Consider the following 17,352-nt stretch of genomic DNA (forward strand, 5'->3'; position numbering starts at 1 on the left):
TCCGGCCGAGGCCGGGTGGGGAGGATCAGCGCTGGGTTGCGAGGAATTCCACCGCGCGACGGGTGTCGGTCCATGAGTTGCCGCTGCGTTCAAGGATCGTGCCGCTTTCGCCGAGCGCACGCAGGCCTGCACGCCCGTTGCCGCCGACGAGAGCCGTGGCGGGCGGGATACGGCTCAGCGACGTGCGTTCCCCGCCTACCTGGTAGAGCACGACGGAGTCCTCGGCCTCGTCTCGCACGAGCGTCGCGACGGAGAGCTCGTCGACCCAGGTCGCGTCGACGGCGACACCGGACGTGGCGACGACGTCGAGGGCAGGCTCGCTCAGGCTCGCGGGGAACTCGTTCGCATCGGGGTCGCGGTTGATTGCCCGCACCTGCAGGCGCGGGCCGGCCGGGGTCGACGCGAAGATGGCGATGCGGGCGCCGTCGCGCGATACGTCGATCGACACGATTCCTGCGTTGGCGGGGAGCCCGGTCGGCAGGTCGCGGAAGGCGCCGGCGAAGTCAAACACGCGGATGCTGCCCGGCGTCGATCGGGACGCCGACCAGACGTGCCCGTTGTCGAGCGAGGGAACGGTCAGATTCTGGCGCCCGTCGAGGAGGGTCGTGCCGGGGTCGCCTGACCGGACGACCGAGACGCCCGCGCTGCCGAGCACAGCTGCCGTGAAGGATCCGATAGACACCGTGGCGCCGCGGGGGCCGGTCGCGACGATTCGCTCGCTCAACGGCTCGATAGGGACGGTCTGGTCCCCGGACACGTACCCGAACGTGCCGTCGCTGAGGCCGACAGCACGGGAGTCGACCTGAGGGTTGGAGCGCGGTGCCGACGCGCCCAACTCCGCGATGTCCAGAGGGGTGCCGCCGACGGACAGGCTGACCCGGCGCACGTTGGAAACGGTGGCGAGGCTCCTCGTCAGTTGGAGCTGCATGAGCTGCCGCTCCTCGAGGTCGGCCTCAAGTGCTGAGGTGGAGAGGTCGACGATCGCCACGCCCGACTGCACCTCGACGCTCGGCGCCACGAGCTTCGTCCCCTCCGGGAATGCCGTGCTTGCAGCTCCCCTCAGCCAGTCCGGCGGCCCGGCGAGCAGTGCGGAGACGACGCGGAGCGCGGCGCTGCCGCTCGGGAACCAGCGCAGGTCGGGCACAAGGGCGGTGTCGGTGGGGCCGAGGAAATAGAGCACGTGCGTGTCGAAGATCGACCGGAAGGTCGCATCCGCGAGCACGATTCCGTCGGGGGCGGAGTTGATCCGCCACTCGCCGTCCTCCTGCACGAATTCGAACCGCAGGGTCAACGGGACCGGCTCGCCGTTCTGCCGGTACGCGCCAGTGGAGTCGACAGTCGCCTCCGCGGCCACCGAGTACTGCATCGTTGCAGCGTCGACCGACGAGAAGCGCTGGAGCGCTGTGCGCACAGTCACCCCGCTGCGCGGGTTCCAGTCGTCGGCGAAAGATTTGCTGAGGAACTCGCGGGCCACCCGGAAGTCCTCTGCCGCCCCGGTGAACGCCGCGACGAATCCGGCCAGGATCGCCTCCTGGTCAGCTCCCTTCGTCGGCTCAAGTGGGAAGAATTCGAAGTCGCCGGAGTCCTGCTCCTCGAGTTTCTGCCCGACCGTCACGTCGCCGGAGGTCGGGATGCCGACACAGCCGGTGAGCACGAGCGCCGCGAGGAGCAGCGCCACGATCCCGCTCGCGCGCCTACGCATGAGCTTCCTCGATTGTGTCGACCGGCTCCTCCGGCGGCAGGCCGACCGGTGAGCTGGAGATCGGCACGCCACGCTCGCGCGGCAGGGTGAGCCGGAAGCAGGTGCCCTCGCCCGGTTCCGACCACACCTCGAGCCAGCCCTCGTGCAGGGTCGCGTCCTCGAGTGAGATCGCCAGGCCCAGGCCGGTGCCGCCGATCGTGCGCTTCCGGGATGGGTCGGCACGCCAGAACCGGTCGAAGACCTTCTCCACGTCGAAGGCGGCCATCCCGATCCCGTAGTCGCGCACCGCGATCCCGATCGCCGTGGCGTTGCTGTCGATCGTCACCACGATCGGGCGCCCCTCGCCGTGTTCGACGGCGTTTCCGAGAAGGTTGCGGAGGATGCGGCGCACACGACGCGCCTCCACCTCCGCCTCGAAATAGCCGCCGGGGGCGACGACGCGCAGGTCGCTGCCTCGCTCGTCGGCGAGCGCCCGCATGGAGTCCACGGCATCGTCAGCGAGGCGCACGAGGTTGGTCGGTTCGAGATCGAGGTCGACCGCGCCGGCGTCGTACCGGCTGATCTCGAGCAGGTCGGCGAGCAGCACCTCGAAGCGCTGCACCTGCGTGTGCAGCAGCTCGGCGGTGCGCTCGGTGGCCGGCGGGAACGACTCCCGCTGGTCGTAGAGCATGTCACCCGCGAGCCGGATGGTCGTGAGGGGCGTGCGCAGCTCGTGCGAGACATCCGAAACGAATCGCTGCTGCACCCGGGACAGCTCGGCGAGCCGGGTGATCTGATGCTGCAGGCTGTCCGCCATGCCGTTGAAGGATCGGGCGAGGGTTGCGATGACGTCCTCCCCCTTCTCCGGAATCCGCACCTCCAGCTGGCCGGCAGCAAGCTTCTGGCTCGTCTCGGCCGCGAGCCGCACGGGGCCGACGACAAGACGGACGACGACATAGGTGACCGCGCCGATGAGCGCGATAAGCGCGAGCCCGCCGAGCAGGAGAGTCTGCTGCACGAACCCGAGGGTGCGCTGAGCATCGCTGAGGTCGTAGACGAGGTACAGCTCGTAGACGCCGGCGTTCGGCACCGACAGCTGGGACCCGGCGACGAGGCCCGGCTCGCCGCCCGGCAGCATCACCGACTGCAACAACACCTCGCCCGGGCTCTCCGCGAGCTGCTCGCGCATCTCAACAGTGACCACCTCGTCGGGAAAGTTGCGGCTGCTTGTCGGCTGCAGAACCTGCTGGGTCTGCTGGCCCGGTGTGCGATTGAGCGCGATGCCGGTGCCGCCCGGAGTCGTGGTCGAACTGGCGATGGCGTTCTGCACGCTCACGCCGAGCGTCGCGAGCTCGACAGGGTCGGTCTCGTCGGTCGTCGGGGCGTCATCGAACAGTTGCTGCGCGATGAGGTTCGCCCGCGCCGCCTCGGCGTTGATCTGCTCGGTGCGCGACGACAAGAGGTTGTCGCCGATGCTGATCGACATGTACGCGCCGATGAGCCCGACCGCGACGCTCGACAGCATGACCGTGATCGCGACCGTGCGGAACTGCAGCGACCTGCGCCAGAATCGCAGCAACCGCGGCAGGTAGGTTCGCCAGCCAAGTCCCCGCATGGGATGCCCCTCAGCTGGAGCCGGCGCGGTAGCCGACGCCGCGCACCGTCATCACAATGCGCGGATTGTCGGGGTCTTCCTCGACCTTCGCGCGCAGCCTCTGCACGTGCACGTTCACGAGCCGGGTGTCGGCCTTGTAGTGGTAGCCCCACACCTGCTCAAGCAGCATCTCCCTGGTGAACACCTGTTGCGGCTTCAGGGCCAGGGCGAGCAGAAGCTCGAACTCGAGTGGGGTGAGGTTGATCTTCGTGTCGCCCCGGCGCACCTCGTGGCCGGTAACATCGAGCTCGATGTCGCCCACCTGCAGCGTGCCGGTCGTCGTCGTCTGGGTCGGTCGAAGCCTCGTGCGGATGCGCGCGACGAGCTCCTTGGGGTTGAACGGCTTGACGATGTAGTCATCCGCTCCGCTCTCGAGGCCGCGCACCACGTCGGAGGTGTCGGACTTCGCGGTGAGCATGATCACCGGCACGCCGGACTCGGCGCGAATCTCGGCGCAGACCTCGATGCCGTCCTTGCCCGGCAGCATGAGGTCGAGCAGGACGAGGTCAGGTCTGGACGCCGTGAAGGTAGCGAACGCCTGGGCGCCGTCGGCGCAGAAGACCGGCTCGAACCCCTCGGTGCGCAGCACGATGCCGATCATTTCGGCGAGAGCGGTATCGTCGTCAACCACCAGGATGCGCGCAGTCATCGCCACCATCTTCGGATTCGACACGCCCAGTTTGCGGACGCGTGTTGAGCTATATATCAAGAGTAGTCGAGTGTGAAAGCATCGTCAGATCACGTCCAGTGTCGTGGCACCATCGAGGAGACCCGAGTGACCCAGAACGAGCCGTGGCACGCACCCGCAGGACTCGGCCAGGCGCCGGATGGATCTCCGTTCCCGGAGGCGGGCCAGCCCACCGGCATCAGGCCTGGCTGGGCACCACCGCCTCGCCCCGGGCTGGTTCCGCTGCGACCGCTCGACGTCGGCACGATCCTCGCCGCCCCGTACCAGCTGCTGCGCCGCAACCCTCGGCCGACCTTCGGCATGAGTCTCCTGCTGCAGGGCAGCGTGCTCCTGCTCACCCTCGTCGTCGTCTCTGTCGCGGCGTTCTTCAGCCTCAGCCGCATCGATTTCGCGACCGGATCAGAGGCGTCCGACGAGATCGTGGCCGGCAGCATCGGGATGATTCTGCTGTCGTCGCTCGTCCCGCTCGCCCTGTCGCTCGTCGCGACCGCGGTCATGCAGGGAATCATCGTGCTGGAGGTCGCTCGGCAGAGCCTCGGTGAGAAGCTGCGGTTCCGCCAGCTCTGGGCTCTCGCCCGCGGGCGCATCCTGGCCCTCGTCGGCTACTCGCTCGCCCTGACCGCGGTTCTGCTGATGGCCGTGGCCATCGTGATCGGTCTCGTCGCCGGCCTCTCGGTGCTCGGGTCGGCCGGAGCTCTGGCCGGTGTCGCACTCGCCCTGCTGCTCGGCGCGGCTCTCGTCGTGCTCGGCGCCTGGATCAGCACCAAGCTCGCGTTCGTTCCCAGCATCCTGATGCTCGAGCGGCTCAGCGTGCGCGAGTCCGTCGCCCGGTCGTGGCGGCTCAGCACCGGCGCTTTCTGGAAGATCCTCGGTATTCTGCTGCTTGTCGCGGTCATCCTGAATGTGGTGTCGTCGATCGCGGGAGCCCCCCTGCAGTTCGTGGCGGTGCTGCTGCCGGCGCTCGTCGCTCCGACCGGCGACGAGACGGCGATCATCGCCCTGTTCGTCGCGGTGACGGTCGTGTCGCTCGTGCTCACGATCGTGGTCTCCGCGGTCATCCTCGTCGTCCAGTCCGCCACGACGGCGCTCCTCTACCTCGACCAGCGGATCCGCAAGGAGGGCCTCGACCTCGAGCTCGCCCGGTATGTGGAGGCCAGGCAGTTTGGCGGTGCGTCGGAGCTGGCCGACCCCTACGCTGCCCGGATGGCAGCGCCGGCGGCATCACCGGCGGCGCAGCGCGACGCCTCCCCGTGGGCATGATCCTGGCGGTTCCCGTCGACCCTGAGGCGGAGCAGGCGCGCGAGCTGCTGGTGCGGGAGCTTGCGAAGCCGGTCTACCGCGCCGCCGAACCGACCTGGTTCGACCGGCTGAGCGCCGCCGTCGGGGACTGGCTCGCCGGCCTCCTCGAATCCGGGCCGGGCGGGACCCCCGCGCTCGCGTGGACGGTGATCGTTCTCGGGCTCGTCGCGGCGATCGTCGCGGCCTACGTCATCTTCGGGCCGCCGAGCGCGAACCGTCGCAGCAGCGTCGTCGGCGGGCTCTTCGGCGACGACGACAGCCGCACCGCGCAGACCCTCCGCGCAGCAGCCGACCGCGCCGCCGCCGCCGGGGACTGGGTCATCGCGATCGAGGAGATGTTCCGCGCGATCGCGAGGGGGCTCTCCGAGCGGGCAATCGTGTCGACGATGCCGGGCACAACGGCGAGCGCATTCGCGGCATCAGCGAGCGGGCCGTTCCCGGAGACCTCCGCCGAGCTCGCATCCGCCGCCGCAAGCTTCGACGCCGTGCGCTATCTGGGACGCCTCGGCTCGCGGGCGGAGTTCGACGCCCTCACAGAGCTCGAGCGGCAGCTGCGGGCCAGCACCCCGCGCTTCGACGGGGCGGGCGCATGACCGCGCCGACGAAGGAAGCGACCGTGCTGACGCCGACGGTGCGGGCCGGGGCGCGCCGGTCGCTGTTCTGGGCCTCCGCCGTCGCCTTCGTGCTTCTCGTCGCGATCGGCATCCTCTCCCTCATCGGGGTCTCCGGCGACGCACCGCGGTTGTCCCCCAGGAACCCCGCCCCCGACGGCGCGATGGCCGTCGCAGAGGTGCTGGCCGGACAGGGCATCGACGTGCGCCCGACCGACACCCTCGACGACACCATCGTGGCGGCCGTCGACCCCACGAACACCACGATTGTGCTGTTCGACGAGGACGGCCAGCTCGACGACGCCCAGCGGCAGACGCTGCTCGACACCGGCGCCCACCTCGTCGTGCTCGAGCCCGGCTTCGCGCAGCTCGCAAGCTTCGCCCCCGGGGTGAGTTCCGCCGGCGTTCCCGACGACGACCCCCTGCGGGCCGGATGCTCGCTGCCCGCCGCAGCGAAGGCGACAACCGTCTCGCCCGGCGGCCTCGCCTACCGCGCCGGAGCGAGCGCCGAGCTCTGCCTCACCAGCGACAGCGACACCGGCGCCGACGCCCACTCCTACATCCGCGTCGAGACAGACGGAACGGTCGTGTCGATCGTGGGTGCGACAGAGGCTCTCACGAACGCGGCCGTCACCGACCTCGGCAACGCCGCATTCGCGCTCAATCTGCTCGGCGAGGACGACACCCTTGTCTGGTACCGGCCGTCGATTCTGGATGCGGCGGGCGAGACCGATCCCGCGGCCCTCACCCCCGGCTGGGTCACCCCCGCCATCGCGCTCCTCATCCTCGTCGCAGCGGCGGCGGCGTTCTGGCGCGGTCGTCGCTTCGGCCCCCTCGTCATTGAGAACCTGCCCGTCCTCGTGCGGGCGAGCGAGACGATGGAGGGGCGGGCGCGGCTCTACGAGAAGGGCTCGGCGCGGGTGCGGGCGCTCGACTCGCTGCGCATGGCGACGATCTCACGGCTCGCGACGCGAAGCGGGCTGCCGACGACAGCCCACCTCGACCAGGTCTGCCTCGCCGTCGCCGCGGCTCTTCGGACCGACCCCACGGGCATCCGTTCACTGCTCGTCGACGCGATCCCCGAGACCGACGCCGACCTCGTGCGTCTCAGCGACCGGCTGCTCGCGCTCGAAACCGCCCTCGCCGAGGAGTTGCGTCCGTGAGGGCGCCGCGCCCCGGGCATCCGTACCACCAGGCATCTCCACCCCACGCCAACCCGACAATCCGACCGACGACCTGGAGACAACGAATCGCATGACAACGGAACTGAGAAACGCTTTCGCCCAGGTGCGCACCGAAGTCGGCCGAGCGGTGGTGGGGCAGGATGGCGCCGTGACCGGCCTCCTCATCGCGCTGCTCGCGGGCGGGCATGTGCTGCTCGAGGGCGTGCCGGGCGTAGCGAAGACTCTGCTCGTACGCTCGCTGAGCCATGCACTGAGCCTCGACACGAAGCGAATGCAGTTCACCCCCGACCTGATGCCGGGCGATGTCACCGGCTCTCTCGTCTACGACGCCAAGGCCGGCGAGTTCGAGTTCAGGGCGGGGCCGGTGTTCACCAACATCTGCCTCGCGGACGAGATCAACCGCACACCGCCGAAGACCCAGTCGGCGTTGCTGGAGGCGATGGAGGAGCGCCAGGTGTCGGTCGACGGCGTGTCCCGCAAGCTGCCGGTGCCGTTCATGGTCGCCGCGACCCAGAACCCGATCGAGTACGAGGGCACCTACACGCTGCCGGAGGCGCAGCTCGACCGTTTCCTGCTCAAGCTCGTGCTCGAGATGCCCGAACGGGAGAGCGAGCTCGAGGTGCTGCGGCGCCACTCCGCCGGGTTCAACCCGCGCGATCTCACTGCTGCGGGCGTCACCCCGGTGCTGAGCGCGTCACAGCTCGCTGAGGCGCAGGTGCTCGTCGGCCGGGTCGGTGCGAGCACCGACGTTATGGGGTACGCCGTCGACCTCGCGCGGGCCACACGGAGCAGCCCGTCCGTGCGCCTCGGCGTCTCGCCCCGCGGGTCGACAGCACTGCTGGCCGCGGCGAAGGCGTGGGCGTGGCTCTGCGGCTCCGATGGCGTCACCCCCGACCACATCCAGACGATGGCGCTGCCGGTGATGCGGCACCGTATTCAGCTGCGGCCGGAGGCGGAGCTCGAGGGGGTCTCGGCCGACACGATCCTGCGCTCGATCCTGCAGCAGGTGCGGGTACCGATCTAGTGGCCGTCTCCGGGTGGTTCGTCGCGCTGCTCGCGCTCGGCATCGTGCCCGTGGTGGCGTTCGGCGACGCGCTCGCCCTCGTGGCCTGGCTCGCGATCGTCGGCGCGGTCGGCGCGGTCGACCTCGCGCTCGCCGGGTCGCCGCGCGCCGTGTCCCTGGCGCGGGAACTCCCCGCCCGGGTGCGGCTCGGCGACACCGTCGCGAGCTCGCTCACCATCACCAACCGGGGGCGCCGCGGCATCCGCGGGATCGTGCGCGACGCGTGGTCCCCGTCGGCCGGGGCCGCACCCACACGCGCGCGCATCGCCATCCCGGCCGCAGAGCGCCGCTCCGTGACAACCTCACTCACCCCGTTCCGGCGGGGCGACCGCACGGCTTCACACGTGACGATCCGCTCGTTCGGGCCGTTCGGGCTCGTCGCCCGGCAGGCGACGATCGCCCAGCCGGGCGTGCTGCGCGTGCTGCCCGCATTCTCCTCTCGCAAGCATTTGCCGTCGCGCCTCGCACGGCTGCGCGAGCTCGACGGCGCGACCAGCGTGCAGATGCGCGGGCAGGGCACGGAGTTCGACAGCCTGCGCGACTACGTGCGCGGTGACGACGTGCGGTCGATCGACTGGCGGGCGACCGCGAGGCGCAGCGACCCGTCGTCCGGCGCCGGCCCGCGACTCACGATCAGAACCTGGCGGCCGGAGCGGGACCGGCGCGTGGTGATCGTCATCGACAGCGGGCGTACGTCGGCCGCGCGGATCGCGAACGAGCCGCGCATCGACACGGCCTTCGAATCGTCGCTCCTGCTCGCCGCCCTCGCAAGCCGCGCCGGCGACCGGGTCGACACGGTCATCTACGACCGCCGGGTGCGGGGCCGCGTCCAGGGAGCCACCGGCGCCGAGCTCCTCAGCCGGATGGTGTCGACGATGGCGCCAGTGCAGCCCGAGCTCATCGAGATGGACTGGGCTGCGGTGCCAGACCTCGTGCGCTCGGTCACCTCCCAGCGAGCCCTCGTCGTGCTGATGACCTCGATCGACGCCCCCGGTGCCTCGCGCGGGCTGCTGTCGGTGCTGCCCCAGCTGACCCGCAGGCACCTCGTCGTCGTCGCATCCGTCGCCGACCCCGACACCACCAGCGCGACCCACGAGCGCCGCAACCGCACCGAGGTGTACCGGGCGGCTGCCGCCGAGCGCGCACTGCTCGACACCGCCCGGGTCTCCGCGGCGATCCGGCAGCTGGGCGCGGATGTGGTCACGGGCTCCCCGGACGCCCTGCCTCCCGCGGTCGCCGACCGGTACATCGCGCTCAAGCTCGCCGGGCGGCTCTGAGCCCGACCGCGGTGCGGCCGTAGGCGGGGCGGATGCTGGGCGGATGCGGGACGGGGCGGGGCGGGCAGGATGCTGGCAGGGTGCTGGCCTGATGCGCGCGGACGCTGGCCGGATGCTCAGGACGCGATGATCCGGCGGGCGCCAGCCTCAAACTCGTCGAGGTCACCGGTCTGGCCGGCCCGCCACGCGCGGCCGCCCAGCATCCACTGGTACAGCAGGAAGCTGACGAGCGCGATCGCCCCGATCCCGATCTTGATGACCCACGGCCAGTCCTGGCGGGTCACGAAGCCCTCGATGATGCCCGACACCAGCAAGGCGAAGACGAGGCCGATCGCGATGGTGAACAGCGCCCGGCCGTCCTCGGCGAGGGCCTCGCCGCGGGTGCGCGGTCCGGGGGCAATCCACGCCCAGAAGATCATCATTCCGGCGGCGGCGGCCACGAAGACGCTGTAGAGCTCGAGCTGGCCGTGCGGCGAGATGTAGAGGAAGAAGTCGCCGAGTCGCCCGAATTCATTCATCACGGCCGCGGACTGCCCGAGCCCCATGGCGTTCTGCACGATCACGCTGGGCACCCAGACGCCGATGATGCCGAATGCGACGCACTGGGCGGCGATAAACGCGTTGTTAGTCCAGACCTGACCCGCGAAGGAGCCCTCCGGGTTCGCCGAGTAGTAGCCGACGAACTCCTCCTCCGCGTACTGGCGGCGCACGGACTCCGGACCGAGCCCCGCCAGCAGCGCGGGGTTCTGGATGAACCAGACCGCCGTCAGCAGCGCGATCAGCGCGGTGACCAGTGCCACCACGAGGGTGACCCAGCGCACCCGGTACAGCGCGGCCGGCAGCTGCAGAAGAAAAAAGGCGGGCAGCTGGCTCAGCACGTTCGCGCTTGCCCCGGTGAACCGCAGGCGCGCACGGCTCAGGTAGAGCGAGAGCCGGTCGCCCTGGGACGAGCGGCCCGCCGTCGACTTGATCGCCGAGAGCTGCGCCGTGCCCGACTGGTAGCGCTCGATCAGCTCGTCCGACTCGGCTCCGGAGAACTGGCGCTGCTTCCCGAGCCGGGCAAGGCGCTCCCACTCATCGCGGTGCGCGGCGGAGTAGGCGTCGAGATCCATCTGCTTAGATACTAGGCATGCCAGAGGCGTCGTCCGAACCCGACTACGTCGGCGACGACGAACTCGTGACTGGGGAGGCCGTCGCCCTCGACCTTCATCCGGCGAGCTTCGTGCTGCGGGGCGCCGGCGCCGTGATCGACTTTGCGCTCACTGTCGCGATCGCAATCGGACTCGTGCAGCTGCTCAGCATCCCAGGCCTCGAGTCGGCGATCGACGAGTCCCTGCTTGCTGCAATCGGAATCGGACTCGTCGTCGTGCTCACGATCGTGCTGCCGACGACGGTGGAGACCCTTACGAACGGCAGATCTCTCGGCAAACTCGCGATCGGTGCGCGCATCGTTCGCGACGACGGCGGTGCGATCGGGCTGCGGCACGCGTTCATCCGGGCGTTGACGGGCCTCCTCGAGATCTTCCTGACCCTCGGTGGGTTCGCGGCGCTCGTCGGGCTGCTCAACACCCGTTCGAAGCGGCTCGGCGACCTGCTCGCCGGCACCTACAGCCAGAACGAGCGGGTGCGGGCGATCGTGTCGCACGCCATCGGCGTTCCGCCGGAGCTCGAGCGGTGGGCCGCCACCGCCGATGTCGCGCGGATGCCGGACCGGGTCTCGCGGCGGATCACGCAGTTCCTGGCGCAGGCCGGCGGACTCACGCCGGACACCCGCACTCGCATAGCCCGGGAGCTGCAGGCCGAGGGTGCGCCGTTCGTGAGCTCGGTTCCGGATGCGCATCCGGAGGCGTTTTTGCTCGCAATCACCGCGATCCGGCGCGAGCGCGAATCCGCTGCCCTCCAGCTGGAGCGGGAGCGCCTGCATCGGCTCGAACCCGTCCTGGGCGGGCGCCCGCACGGCTTCCCCGACCGCGACTGACCCCGCCGCGTCACCGCGCAGCACCCGCGTGAGCGCGCAGCACCCGCGTTAGCACCACTCCCGCGTTAGCACCACTCCCGCGTCAACCACCAAACAAACGCGGGCACCGCGCGCCCACGCGGGAGGCCGACCACCCGCAGCCGCGCGCAACACCCGCCCGCACCGCCAAAACCCGCGCTACCGCGCAGCACCCGCGCACCGCAGCTACCCGCGCTACCGCGCAACACCCGCGCTACCGCGCAACACCCGCGCTACCGCGCAACACGCGCAACACCCGCGCTACCGCGCAGCACCCGCGCACCGCACCCACCCGCATCACCGCGCAGTACCCGCGCTAACACCACTCACTCGCCGACCACCGCACAAACGCGGGCACCGCGCGCCCACGCGGGAGGCCGGAATTTGTCAAGTCAAGTGAGACATGTGCTTTCTAGACTGTTTGCGTGGTTTGGTCGTTGATCGGGAGGGCCTCTTTCTGGGGTTCGTTGATCCAGACCTCGGTGCGGATCTGTGGCGGGCGGGGTCGTCGGGTGAAGCGTTCGGGGTGCTCGTTGAAGGCCCGGTTCAGGGTGACCGAGCGTTGCTGGTCGATGTCCTGGTAGGTGCCGAAATGCACGGATGCTGGGGTGTGCCAGCCGATCCCGGAGTGATGGTGGATGTGGTTGTAGTCGGTGAAGAATCCGTCGCAGAATTGCTTCGCCTCGGCCAGCGAGTAGAAGTGGTGCGGGAAGTCGGGAACGTATTTCAGGGTCTTGAATTGCGCCTCGGAGTACGGGTTGTCGTTGGACACCCTCGGGCGCGAGTGCGTGCGGGTGATCCCGAGATCGGCCAGCAGTGCGGAGACGGGTTTCGAGGTCATCGAGGTGCCCCGGTCTGCGTGGACGGTGTGCGGGGCGGTGCCGTTGCGGCCGATCGCGTCGTCGATGAAGTCGCGGGCGACGACCGAGTCCTCGGCAGCGCAGACGACATGGCTGGGCGAGTACCTCGAGTAGATATCGATCAGGGCGTAGAGGTGATACCAGACGCCCTTGCGCGGGCCGCGGAGCTTGGTGATGTCCCACGACCACACCTGCGACGGGCCCAAAGCGACCAGCTCGGGCTTGACCTTCGCCGGATGCGTCGCCAGACGCCGCCGTTCCCGCGTCTGCCCGGCAGCCCTGGCGATGCGATACATCGACGACATCGAGCAGTGGTACCGGTCCTCGTCCAACTCCCGTGCCCAGATCTGACAGATCGACAGGTCCTGGTAGGCGGGAGAGTTGATGACCGCGAGGACTTGTCCGCGTTCCGTTTCGGACAGGGTCGATGGCGGCTTGGCCCGTGCTGCCTGCGGGATCGGATCGATCTTCCGGACCGGCGGGGAGATCCGCCGGTAGTGGGTCGCCCGCGACCGGCCGGTCAACGCGCACGCGGCCACGACCGTGACCGCCAATCCGATCAGCGCAGTGAACGCGTCATCGAGGACCGTTCCCGCAGTCACTTGTCCTGCCCCGTCCCGGGCTGGCTCGAGGGGCTGCTGTCCGAGAGCAGCTCCAAGAGCCTGTGCGCTTTTCCCATCACGTCCAACGCTGCCTCGGTCTGCGCCAGCCGGCGATGCAGACGAGCGTTCTCGGCCTCCAACTTCACCGCCCGGGCAGCCGCCGAGGACTCCTTCGATCGCGGGGCGCGATCCCGCCGATACGTGGTCCCAGCCGCTTCCGCGTCTCGGGCTTTCGCCCACTCCGCTACCAGGGTCTGATAGATCCCCTCGCGTCGAAGGACCGCGGACTTCGACCCGCGGGGGGCCGCCTCATACTCTGCCAGCACGCGAGCGCGGTATTCGGCCGGGTAAGTCCTCCGGACCGGCTTCTGAGCCGGGTCAATATGCGGGGCCGGTGGCCCTGATTCTTCCAACATGATTACGTCCGTTCCCCGCCCTCTCCCAAGACACCCCGCATAACCCGGGATGTCTCACACCAGCCTGACAGAGAGGGGGCCGACCACCCGCAGCCGCGCGCAACACCCGCCCGCACCGCCAAAACCCGCGCTACCGCGCAGCACCCGCGCACCGCAGCTACCCGCGCTACCCGCGCTACCGCGCAGCGCGCCCCCTGCGCCAGTCAGTAGCGGTACTGGTCCACCTTGAACGGCCCGGCGACGCTCACTCCGATGTAGTGGGCCTGCTCTGCAGTGAGGGTGGTGAGCTTCACGCCGAGCGCATCCAGATGCAGGCGCGCGACCTTTTCGTCCAGGTGCTTCGGCAGCACATAGACCTGCTTGCCGTAGTTCTCGCCGTGCGCGTAGAGCTCGACCTGCGCGAGCACCTGGTTTGCGAACGACGTGCTCATGACGAACGACGGATGCCCGGTCGCATTGCCGAGGTTCATCAGGCGCCCCTCGGAGAGCACGAGGATCGCCCGACCCGACGGCAGCCGCCACTCGTGCACCTGCGGCTTGATCTCGATTCTCTCGGCTCCAGCGAGCGCCTCGAGGCCCGCGATGTCGATCTCGTTATCGAAGTGACCGACATTCGCGAGGATCGCAAGGTGCTTCATCCCGAGCAGGTGGTCGACCGTGATCACATTCTCGTTGCCGGTTCCCGTCACGAAGATGTCGACCTGGTCGAGCACGTCCTCGATCGTCGTCACCTGGTAGCCGTCCATGACCGCCTGAAGGGCGCAGATCGGATCGATCTCGGAGACGATCACACGGGCACCCTGCCCGCGCATGGCCTCCGCCGCGCCCTTGCCGACGTCGCCGTACCCGGCGACGAACACGACCTTGCCCCCGATCAGCACGTCGGTGGCACGGTTGAGCCCGTCGGGCAGCGAGTGCCGGATTCCGTACTTGTTGTCGAACTTCGACTTGGTCACCGAGTCGTTGACGTTGATGGCCGGGAACAGGAGGCTCTCGCTCTTCGCAAGCTCGTAAAGCCGGTGCACGCCCGTCGTGGTCTCTTCGGTGACGCCGAGGATGCCGTCGCCGATCTTCGTCCAGCGATCACCGCTCGAGGCGAGCGACGCGCGGAGAGTATCGAGGATGACCCGGTACTCCTGGCTATCGGATGCCGAGGCGGGGGGCACGGCGCCTGCGGCCTCGAACTCGCGGCCCTTGTGCACGAGGATCGTCGCGTCGCCGCCATCGTCGAGGATCATGTTCGGTCCGGCCCAAGTGTCGCCCGCGGCCGCGGCCTCAGCCGACCAGTCGAAAATTTGGGTGGTGCACCACCAGTACTCCTCGAGGGTCTCGCCCTTCCAAGCGAAGACGGGCACCCCCGCGGGCGCGTCGACTGTGCCGGTCAGCCCGACGGCGACGGCGGCCGCGGCCTCGTTCTGGGTCGAGAATATGTTGCAGCTGGCCCAGCGCACACTCGCGCCGAGAGCCACGAGGGTCTCGATGAGCACTCCGGTCTGCACGGTCATGTGCAGGCTTCCCGCGATGCGCGCACCCTTGAGTGGCTGCGACGGACCGAATTCCTCGCGCAGGGCCATGAGGCCCGGCATCTCGTTCTCGGCAAGGCGAAACTGGTGGCGCCCGGCTTCGGCGAGGGAGAGGTCGGCGACCTTGAACGGAACGGCGGTAGTGGAGGTGGTCATCGGCCCATTCTGCCAGCTTGGGGCTGAGCGGGAGCGGGGGCTCTGACCAGGTGCGGCATCAGCCGCGAATGAGGCCCAGCACGAAGTCGCGGATTCGCATCATCTCGTCGTTCGAGCCGGCCTCCACGTTGAGCCGCAGGAGCGGCTCCGTGTTCGATGGCCGCACGTTGAACCACCAGAAGGGGGCGTCGCGCTGCACGATTCCGGTGACCGTGAGCCCGTCGAGCTCGTCGAACTCCGCCATTCCGACGAATTCTTCGACGATGCGAGAGTACGCGCCGGGGATGTCGGTGACGGTGGAGTTGATCTCGCCGCTCAGCGCGTACGGGGTGAACCGGGCGGAGATGCCCGACATCGGGTCGCCCTGCTGCCCGAGCTCGGCCAACACGTACATCGCCGCGAGCATGCCATTGTCGGCGCCCCAGAATTCCTTGAAGTAGTAGTGCGCGGAGTGCTCTCCCCCGAACACCGCTCCGGTGGCCGCCATCTCGTCCTTGATGAGGGAGTGTCCCACCTGCGTGCGCACCGGGATGGCGCCGGCCCCGACAATTGTCTCGGGCACGACGCGCGAGGTGATGAGGTTGTGCAGCACGACGACCTCACCGTCCGGATCGAGCGCCTTGGCTCGCTCGATCGCCCGCAGGGCGACGATCGCGGCGATGGCCGACGGGGTGACGCCCTGGCCCTTCTCGTCGACGACGAAGCAGCGGTCGGCGTCGCCGTCGAAGGCGAGGCCGAGGTCCGCGCCGTGCTCGAGAACCGCGCGCTGCAGGTCGACGATGTTGGCGGGGTCGAGGGGGTTGGCCTCGTGGTTGGGGAAGGTGCCGTCGAGCTCGAAGTAGAGCGGGATGACCTCGATCGGGAGCTCGGGCAGGCCGGCGGCTCCGCCGAGCACCGCGGGCACCGTGAGCCCGCCCATTCCGTTGCCGGTGTCGACGACGACGCGGAGCGGGCGGATGCCGGAGAGGTCGATAAGGCCGCGCAGGTACGCGGCATAGTCGGCAAGCACGTCGAGCTCGCGGGCGCCTCCGAGCTCCTCGGCGGTGACGATGCCCTCGGCGAGGAACCTGGTGGCCCGGTCACGGATCGCCCGCAGCCCGGTGTCGAAGCTGATGCCCAGGGCGCCGGCCCGCGAGAACTTGATGCCGTTATAGGTGGCCGGATTGTGGCTCGCAGTGAACATCGCGGCCGGAAGGCCCAGATGGCCGGAGGCGTAGTAGGTCTCGTCGGTCGAGCACAGCCCGATCGCCACGACGTCGACTCCGCGGTCCCGCACCCCGGCGGAGAACGCCTCGGCGAAGCCCGGCGAGGAGTCGCGCATGTCGTGGCCGACGATGATCTCGCCGCCGGGCGTGCCGACCTCGTCGGCGAACGCCGCGCCGAGCGCGCGCACGACGCCGACGGTGAGCTGCGAGCCGACGAGCCCGCGCACGTCGTAGGCCTTGATGAATGGGGCCAGGTCGATGGGACCCGTCGGCGTAGAGAGGTCAGTCATGCGGGAAAGCCTAGGTCACGCATCACGACATGACGGATTACCTGCCAGCCCTGCGGCACCGACAGCCGCTCCACATGCTTCGGGCAGAGATCGTAGCTGTGCGGCTCCGGCGTGTAGCTCAGCGGTCCCAGCACGGCCATCGAGTCGGCATAGTCGTAGGTGAGGGTCGACACCGCGTCCGCGACGCAGGCCACCTTGCTGCAGGGCCGTCCATCCATTTTCCCCACCCTAGGCCGAGGGCGGCCGCCGGGCGTCGCGACCCACCGTCGCTCCCCCGCTCGCGGCCTAGACTTGCGCAATGGCTCGCTCTCCCCATCGTGTCACCGGCCACCGCTCCGTGCGGGGCGGCTGGCGAGACCGACACGGGCGCGGCATCCGTTCGGCCGTCACGGGGCCGCAACTGCCGCTTCTGACGACGCGGGCGGATGTCTTCGAGACCACGGTTGTGCAGACCGCCGAGTATCTCAAGGACCTGTGGCCTGATGACCTGCGCGAGGTGAGCTTCGAGATCGCCGGGCTGCCGAGCGAGGTCGGCGCCAGCGGGGGTGTCGATCGCTGGCAGGTGTCCGTCGCGGAGCGGCGCGTCATTCTGTTCCGGCTCCCGATCGAACGGCTCGCGAAGCTGCACCACTCGGACGCGCTCCACCGGCGGATGCTGGTCGAGAGCTGCGTGTTCCGCGCGGTCGCCGAGCTCCTCGGCAAGGATCCCTGGGATCTCGCACCGGACCGATTCCGCCACTTGCGCTAAAAGCGCGCTCGGCGTGCGTTCGCCGTCACGGGGTCCGGATTCCGACCACGCACCTGCTCTTCACTCGCGCTCATGCGGTTACCGCCGCGCGAGTGAACA

The 17,352-nt window shown here is 69.4% G+C and carries 15 protein-coding genes; 7 read left to right on the forward strand and 8 right to left on the reverse strand.

The genetic code is table 11. The annotated features are described in order from the left end of the window. Positions 1 to 25 precede the first annotated feature (25 nt). Genes BHD05_RS15290 through mtrA form a run of 3 tightly spaced genes read right to left on the reverse strand, consistent with a single transcriptional unit; the run spans position 26 to position 3,984 of the window. The gene (locus BHD05_RS15290; RefSeq protein ID WP_161887191.1) at positions 26 to 1,702 is read right to left on the reverse strand and encodes an LpqB family beta-propeller domain-containing protein; all 1,677 of its coding nucleotides are present in this window, start codon (positions 1,700 to 1,702) and stop codon (positions 26 to 28) included. Continuing rightward, complete coding sequence (gene mtrB / locus BHD05_RS15295; RefSeq protein WP_161887192.1) at positions 1,695 to 3,296, reverse strand: MtrAB system histidine kinase MtrB; 1,602 nt, start codon at positions 3,294 to 3,296, stop codon at positions 1,695 to 1,697. Before mtrB ends, BHD05_RS15290 begins: the two co-directional genes overlap by 8 nt. Before the next feature lie 10 nt (positions 3,297 to 3,306). Next, entirely contained in the window at positions 3,307 to 3,984 is a 678-nt protein-coding gene (mtrA, locus tag BHD05_RS15300; protein ID WP_161887193.1) for an MtrAB system response regulator MtrA, read from the reverse strand. 126 nt (positions 3,985 to 4,110) lie between these two features. On the opposite strand from mtrA, the gene BHD05_RS15305 reads away from it, so the two are divergent. The 5 genes from BHD05_RS15305 (at position 4,111) to BHD05_RS15325 (ending at position 9,457) form a co-directional block, all read left to right on the forward strand. Next, positions 4,111 to 5,283 (forward strand): glycerophosphoryl diester phosphodiesterase membrane domain-containing protein, encoded by a 1,173-nt coding sequence (locus tag BHD05_RS15305; RefSeq protein ID WP_161887194.1) that lies wholly within the window; start codon positions 4,111 to 4,113, stop codon positions 5,281 to 5,283. Continuing rightward, positions 5,280 to 5,915, forward strand: coding sequence for a DUF4129 domain-containing protein (locus BHD05_RS15310; protein WP_472791978.1), 636 nt, complete (start codon positions 5,280 to 5,282; stop codon positions 5,913 to 5,915). The genes BHD05_RS15305 and BHD05_RS15310 overlap by 4 nt, the downstream gene beginning before the upstream one ends. Then, positions 5,912 to 7,096, forward strand: coding sequence for a DUF4350 domain-containing protein (locus tag BHD05_RS15315; protein WP_161887196.1), 1,185 nt, complete (start codon positions 5,912 to 5,914; stop codon positions 7,094 to 7,096). Before BHD05_RS15310 ends, BHD05_RS15315 begins: the two co-directional genes overlap by 4 nt. A 91-nt stretch (positions 7,097 to 7,187) precedes the next feature. Then, positions 7,188 to 8,141 (forward strand): AAA family ATPase, encoded by a 954-nt coding sequence (locus tag BHD05_RS15320; RefSeq protein WP_161887197.1) that lies wholly within the window; start codon positions 7,188 to 7,190, stop codon positions 8,139 to 8,141. Then, positions 8,141 to 9,457, forward strand: a complete 1,317-nt coding sequence (locus BHD05_RS15325) for a DUF58 domain-containing protein (RefSeq protein WP_161887198.1) — start codon at positions 8,141 to 8,143, stop codon at positions 9,455 to 9,457. Before BHD05_RS15320 ends, BHD05_RS15325 begins: the two co-directional genes overlap by 1 nt. Positions 9,458 to 9,573: 116 nt before the next feature. Here BHD05_RS15325 and BHD05_RS15330 read toward each other — a convergent pair whose 3' ends face one another. Beyond that, entirely contained in the window at positions 9,574 to 10,569 is a 996-nt protein-coding gene (locus BHD05_RS15330) for a stage II sporulation protein M (RefSeq protein WP_161887199.1), read from the reverse strand. A 17-nt stretch (positions 10,570 to 10,586) separates the two neighbouring features. On the opposite strand from BHD05_RS15330, the gene BHD05_RS15335 reads away from it, so the two are divergent. Then, the gene (locus BHD05_RS15335) at positions 10,587 to 11,435 is read left to right on the forward strand and encodes an RDD family protein (protein WP_161887200.1); all 849 of its coding nucleotides are present in this window, start codon (positions 10,587 to 10,589) and stop codon (positions 11,433 to 11,435) included. A 430-nt stretch (positions 11,436 to 11,865) separates the two neighbouring features. Here BHD05_RS15335 and BHD05_RS15340 read toward each other — a convergent pair whose 3' ends face one another. The 4 genes from BHD05_RS15340 to BHD05_RS15355 all read right to left on the reverse strand — a co-directional run bounded on the left by BHD05_RS15340 (position 11,866) and on the right by BHD05_RS15355 (position 16,723). Beyond that, a complete protein-coding gene (locus tag BHD05_RS15340) occupies positions 11,866 to 12,915 on the reverse strand; it encodes a DDE-type integrase/transposase/recombinase (protein ID WP_161885076.1) in 1,050 nt (349 codons plus the stop codon). 619 nt (positions 12,916 to 13,534) lie between these two features. Continuing rightward, on the reverse strand, positions 13,535 to 15,010 hold the full coding sequence (gene ahcY, locus BHD05_RS15345; protein WP_161887201.1) for an adenosylhomocysteinase: 1,476 nt from the start codon (positions 15,008 to 15,010) through the stop codon (positions 13,535 to 13,537). Between the two features lie 58 nt (positions 15,011 to 15,068). Next, entirely contained in the window at positions 15,069 to 16,505 is a 1,437-nt protein-coding gene (locus BHD05_RS15350; protein ID WP_161887202.1) for a phosphomannomutase/phosphoglucomutase, read from the reverse strand. Then, positions 16,502 to 16,723 carry a DUF3499 family protein gene (locus BHD05_RS15355; RefSeq protein ID WP_161887203.1) on the reverse strand — a complete coding sequence of 74 codons (222 nt, stop codon included), beginning with the start codon at positions 16,721 to 16,723 and terminating at the stop codon, positions 16,502 to 16,504. The genes BHD05_RS15350 and BHD05_RS15355 overlap by 4 nt, the downstream gene beginning before the upstream one ends. Positions 16,724 to 16,803: 80 nt before the next feature. On the opposite strand from BHD05_RS15355, the gene BHD05_RS15360 reads away from it, so the two are divergent. Beyond that, positions 16,804 to 17,253 (forward strand): metallopeptidase family protein, encoded by a 450-nt coding sequence (locus BHD05_RS15360; RefSeq protein WP_161887204.1) that lies wholly within the window; start codon positions 16,804 to 16,806, stop codon positions 17,251 to 17,253. Positions 17,254 to 17,352 lie beyond the last annotated feature (99 nt).

The organism is Marisediminicola antarctica (assembly GCF_009930795.1).
GTDB classification, from domain to species: Bacteria; Actinomycetota; Actinomycetes; order Actinomycetales; family Microbacteriaceae; genus Marisediminicola; species Marisediminicola antarctica.

Coding starts and splice junctions, on each gene's coding strand:
- mtrA (WP_161887193.1), bottom strand. CDS start 3,984: ATGACTGCGCGCATCCTGGTGGTTGACGACGATACCGCTCTCGCCGAA.
- mtrB (WP_161887192.1), bottom strand. CDS start 3,296: ATGCGGGGACTTGGCTGGCGAACCTACCTGCCGCGGTTGCTGCGATTC.
- BHD05_RS15350 (WP_161887202.1), bottom strand. CDS start 16,505: ATGACTGACCTCTCTACGCCGACGGGTCCCATCGACCTGGCCCCATTC.
- BHD05_RS15310 (WP_472791978.1), top strand. CDS start 5,280: ATGATCCTGGCGGTTCCCGTCGACCCTGAGGCGGAGCAGGCGCGCGAG.
- BHD05_RS15360 (WP_161887204.1), top strand. CDS start 16,804: ATGGCTCGCTCTCCCCATCGTGTCACCGGCCACCGCTCCGTGCGGGGC.
- BHD05_RS15290 (WP_161887191.1), bottom strand. CDS start 1,702: ATGCGTAGGCGCGCGAGCGGGATCGTGGCGCTGCTCCTCGCGGCGCTC.
- BHD05_RS15315 (WP_161887196.1), top strand. CDS start 5,912: ATGACCGCGCCGACGAAGGAAGCGACCGTGCTGACGCCGACGGTGCGG.
- ahcY (WP_161887201.1), bottom strand. CDS start 15,010: ATGACCACCTCCACTACCGCCGTTCCGTTCAAGGTCGCCGACCTCTCC.
- BHD05_RS15320 (WP_161887197.1), top strand. CDS start 7,188: ATGACAACGGAACTGAGAAACGCTTTCGCCCAGGTGCGCACCGAAGTC.
- BHD05_RS15330 (WP_161887199.1), bottom strand. CDS start 10,569: ATGGATCTCGACGCCTACTCCGCCGCGCACCGCGATGAGTGGGAGCGC.
- BHD05_RS15355 (WP_161887203.1), bottom strand. CDS start 16,723: ATGGATGGACGGCCCTGCAGCAAGGTGGCCTGCGTCGCGGACGCGGTG.
- BHD05_RS15335 (WP_161887200.1), top strand. CDS start 10,587: ATGCCAGAGGCGTCGTCCGAACCCGACTACGTCGGCGACGACGAACTC.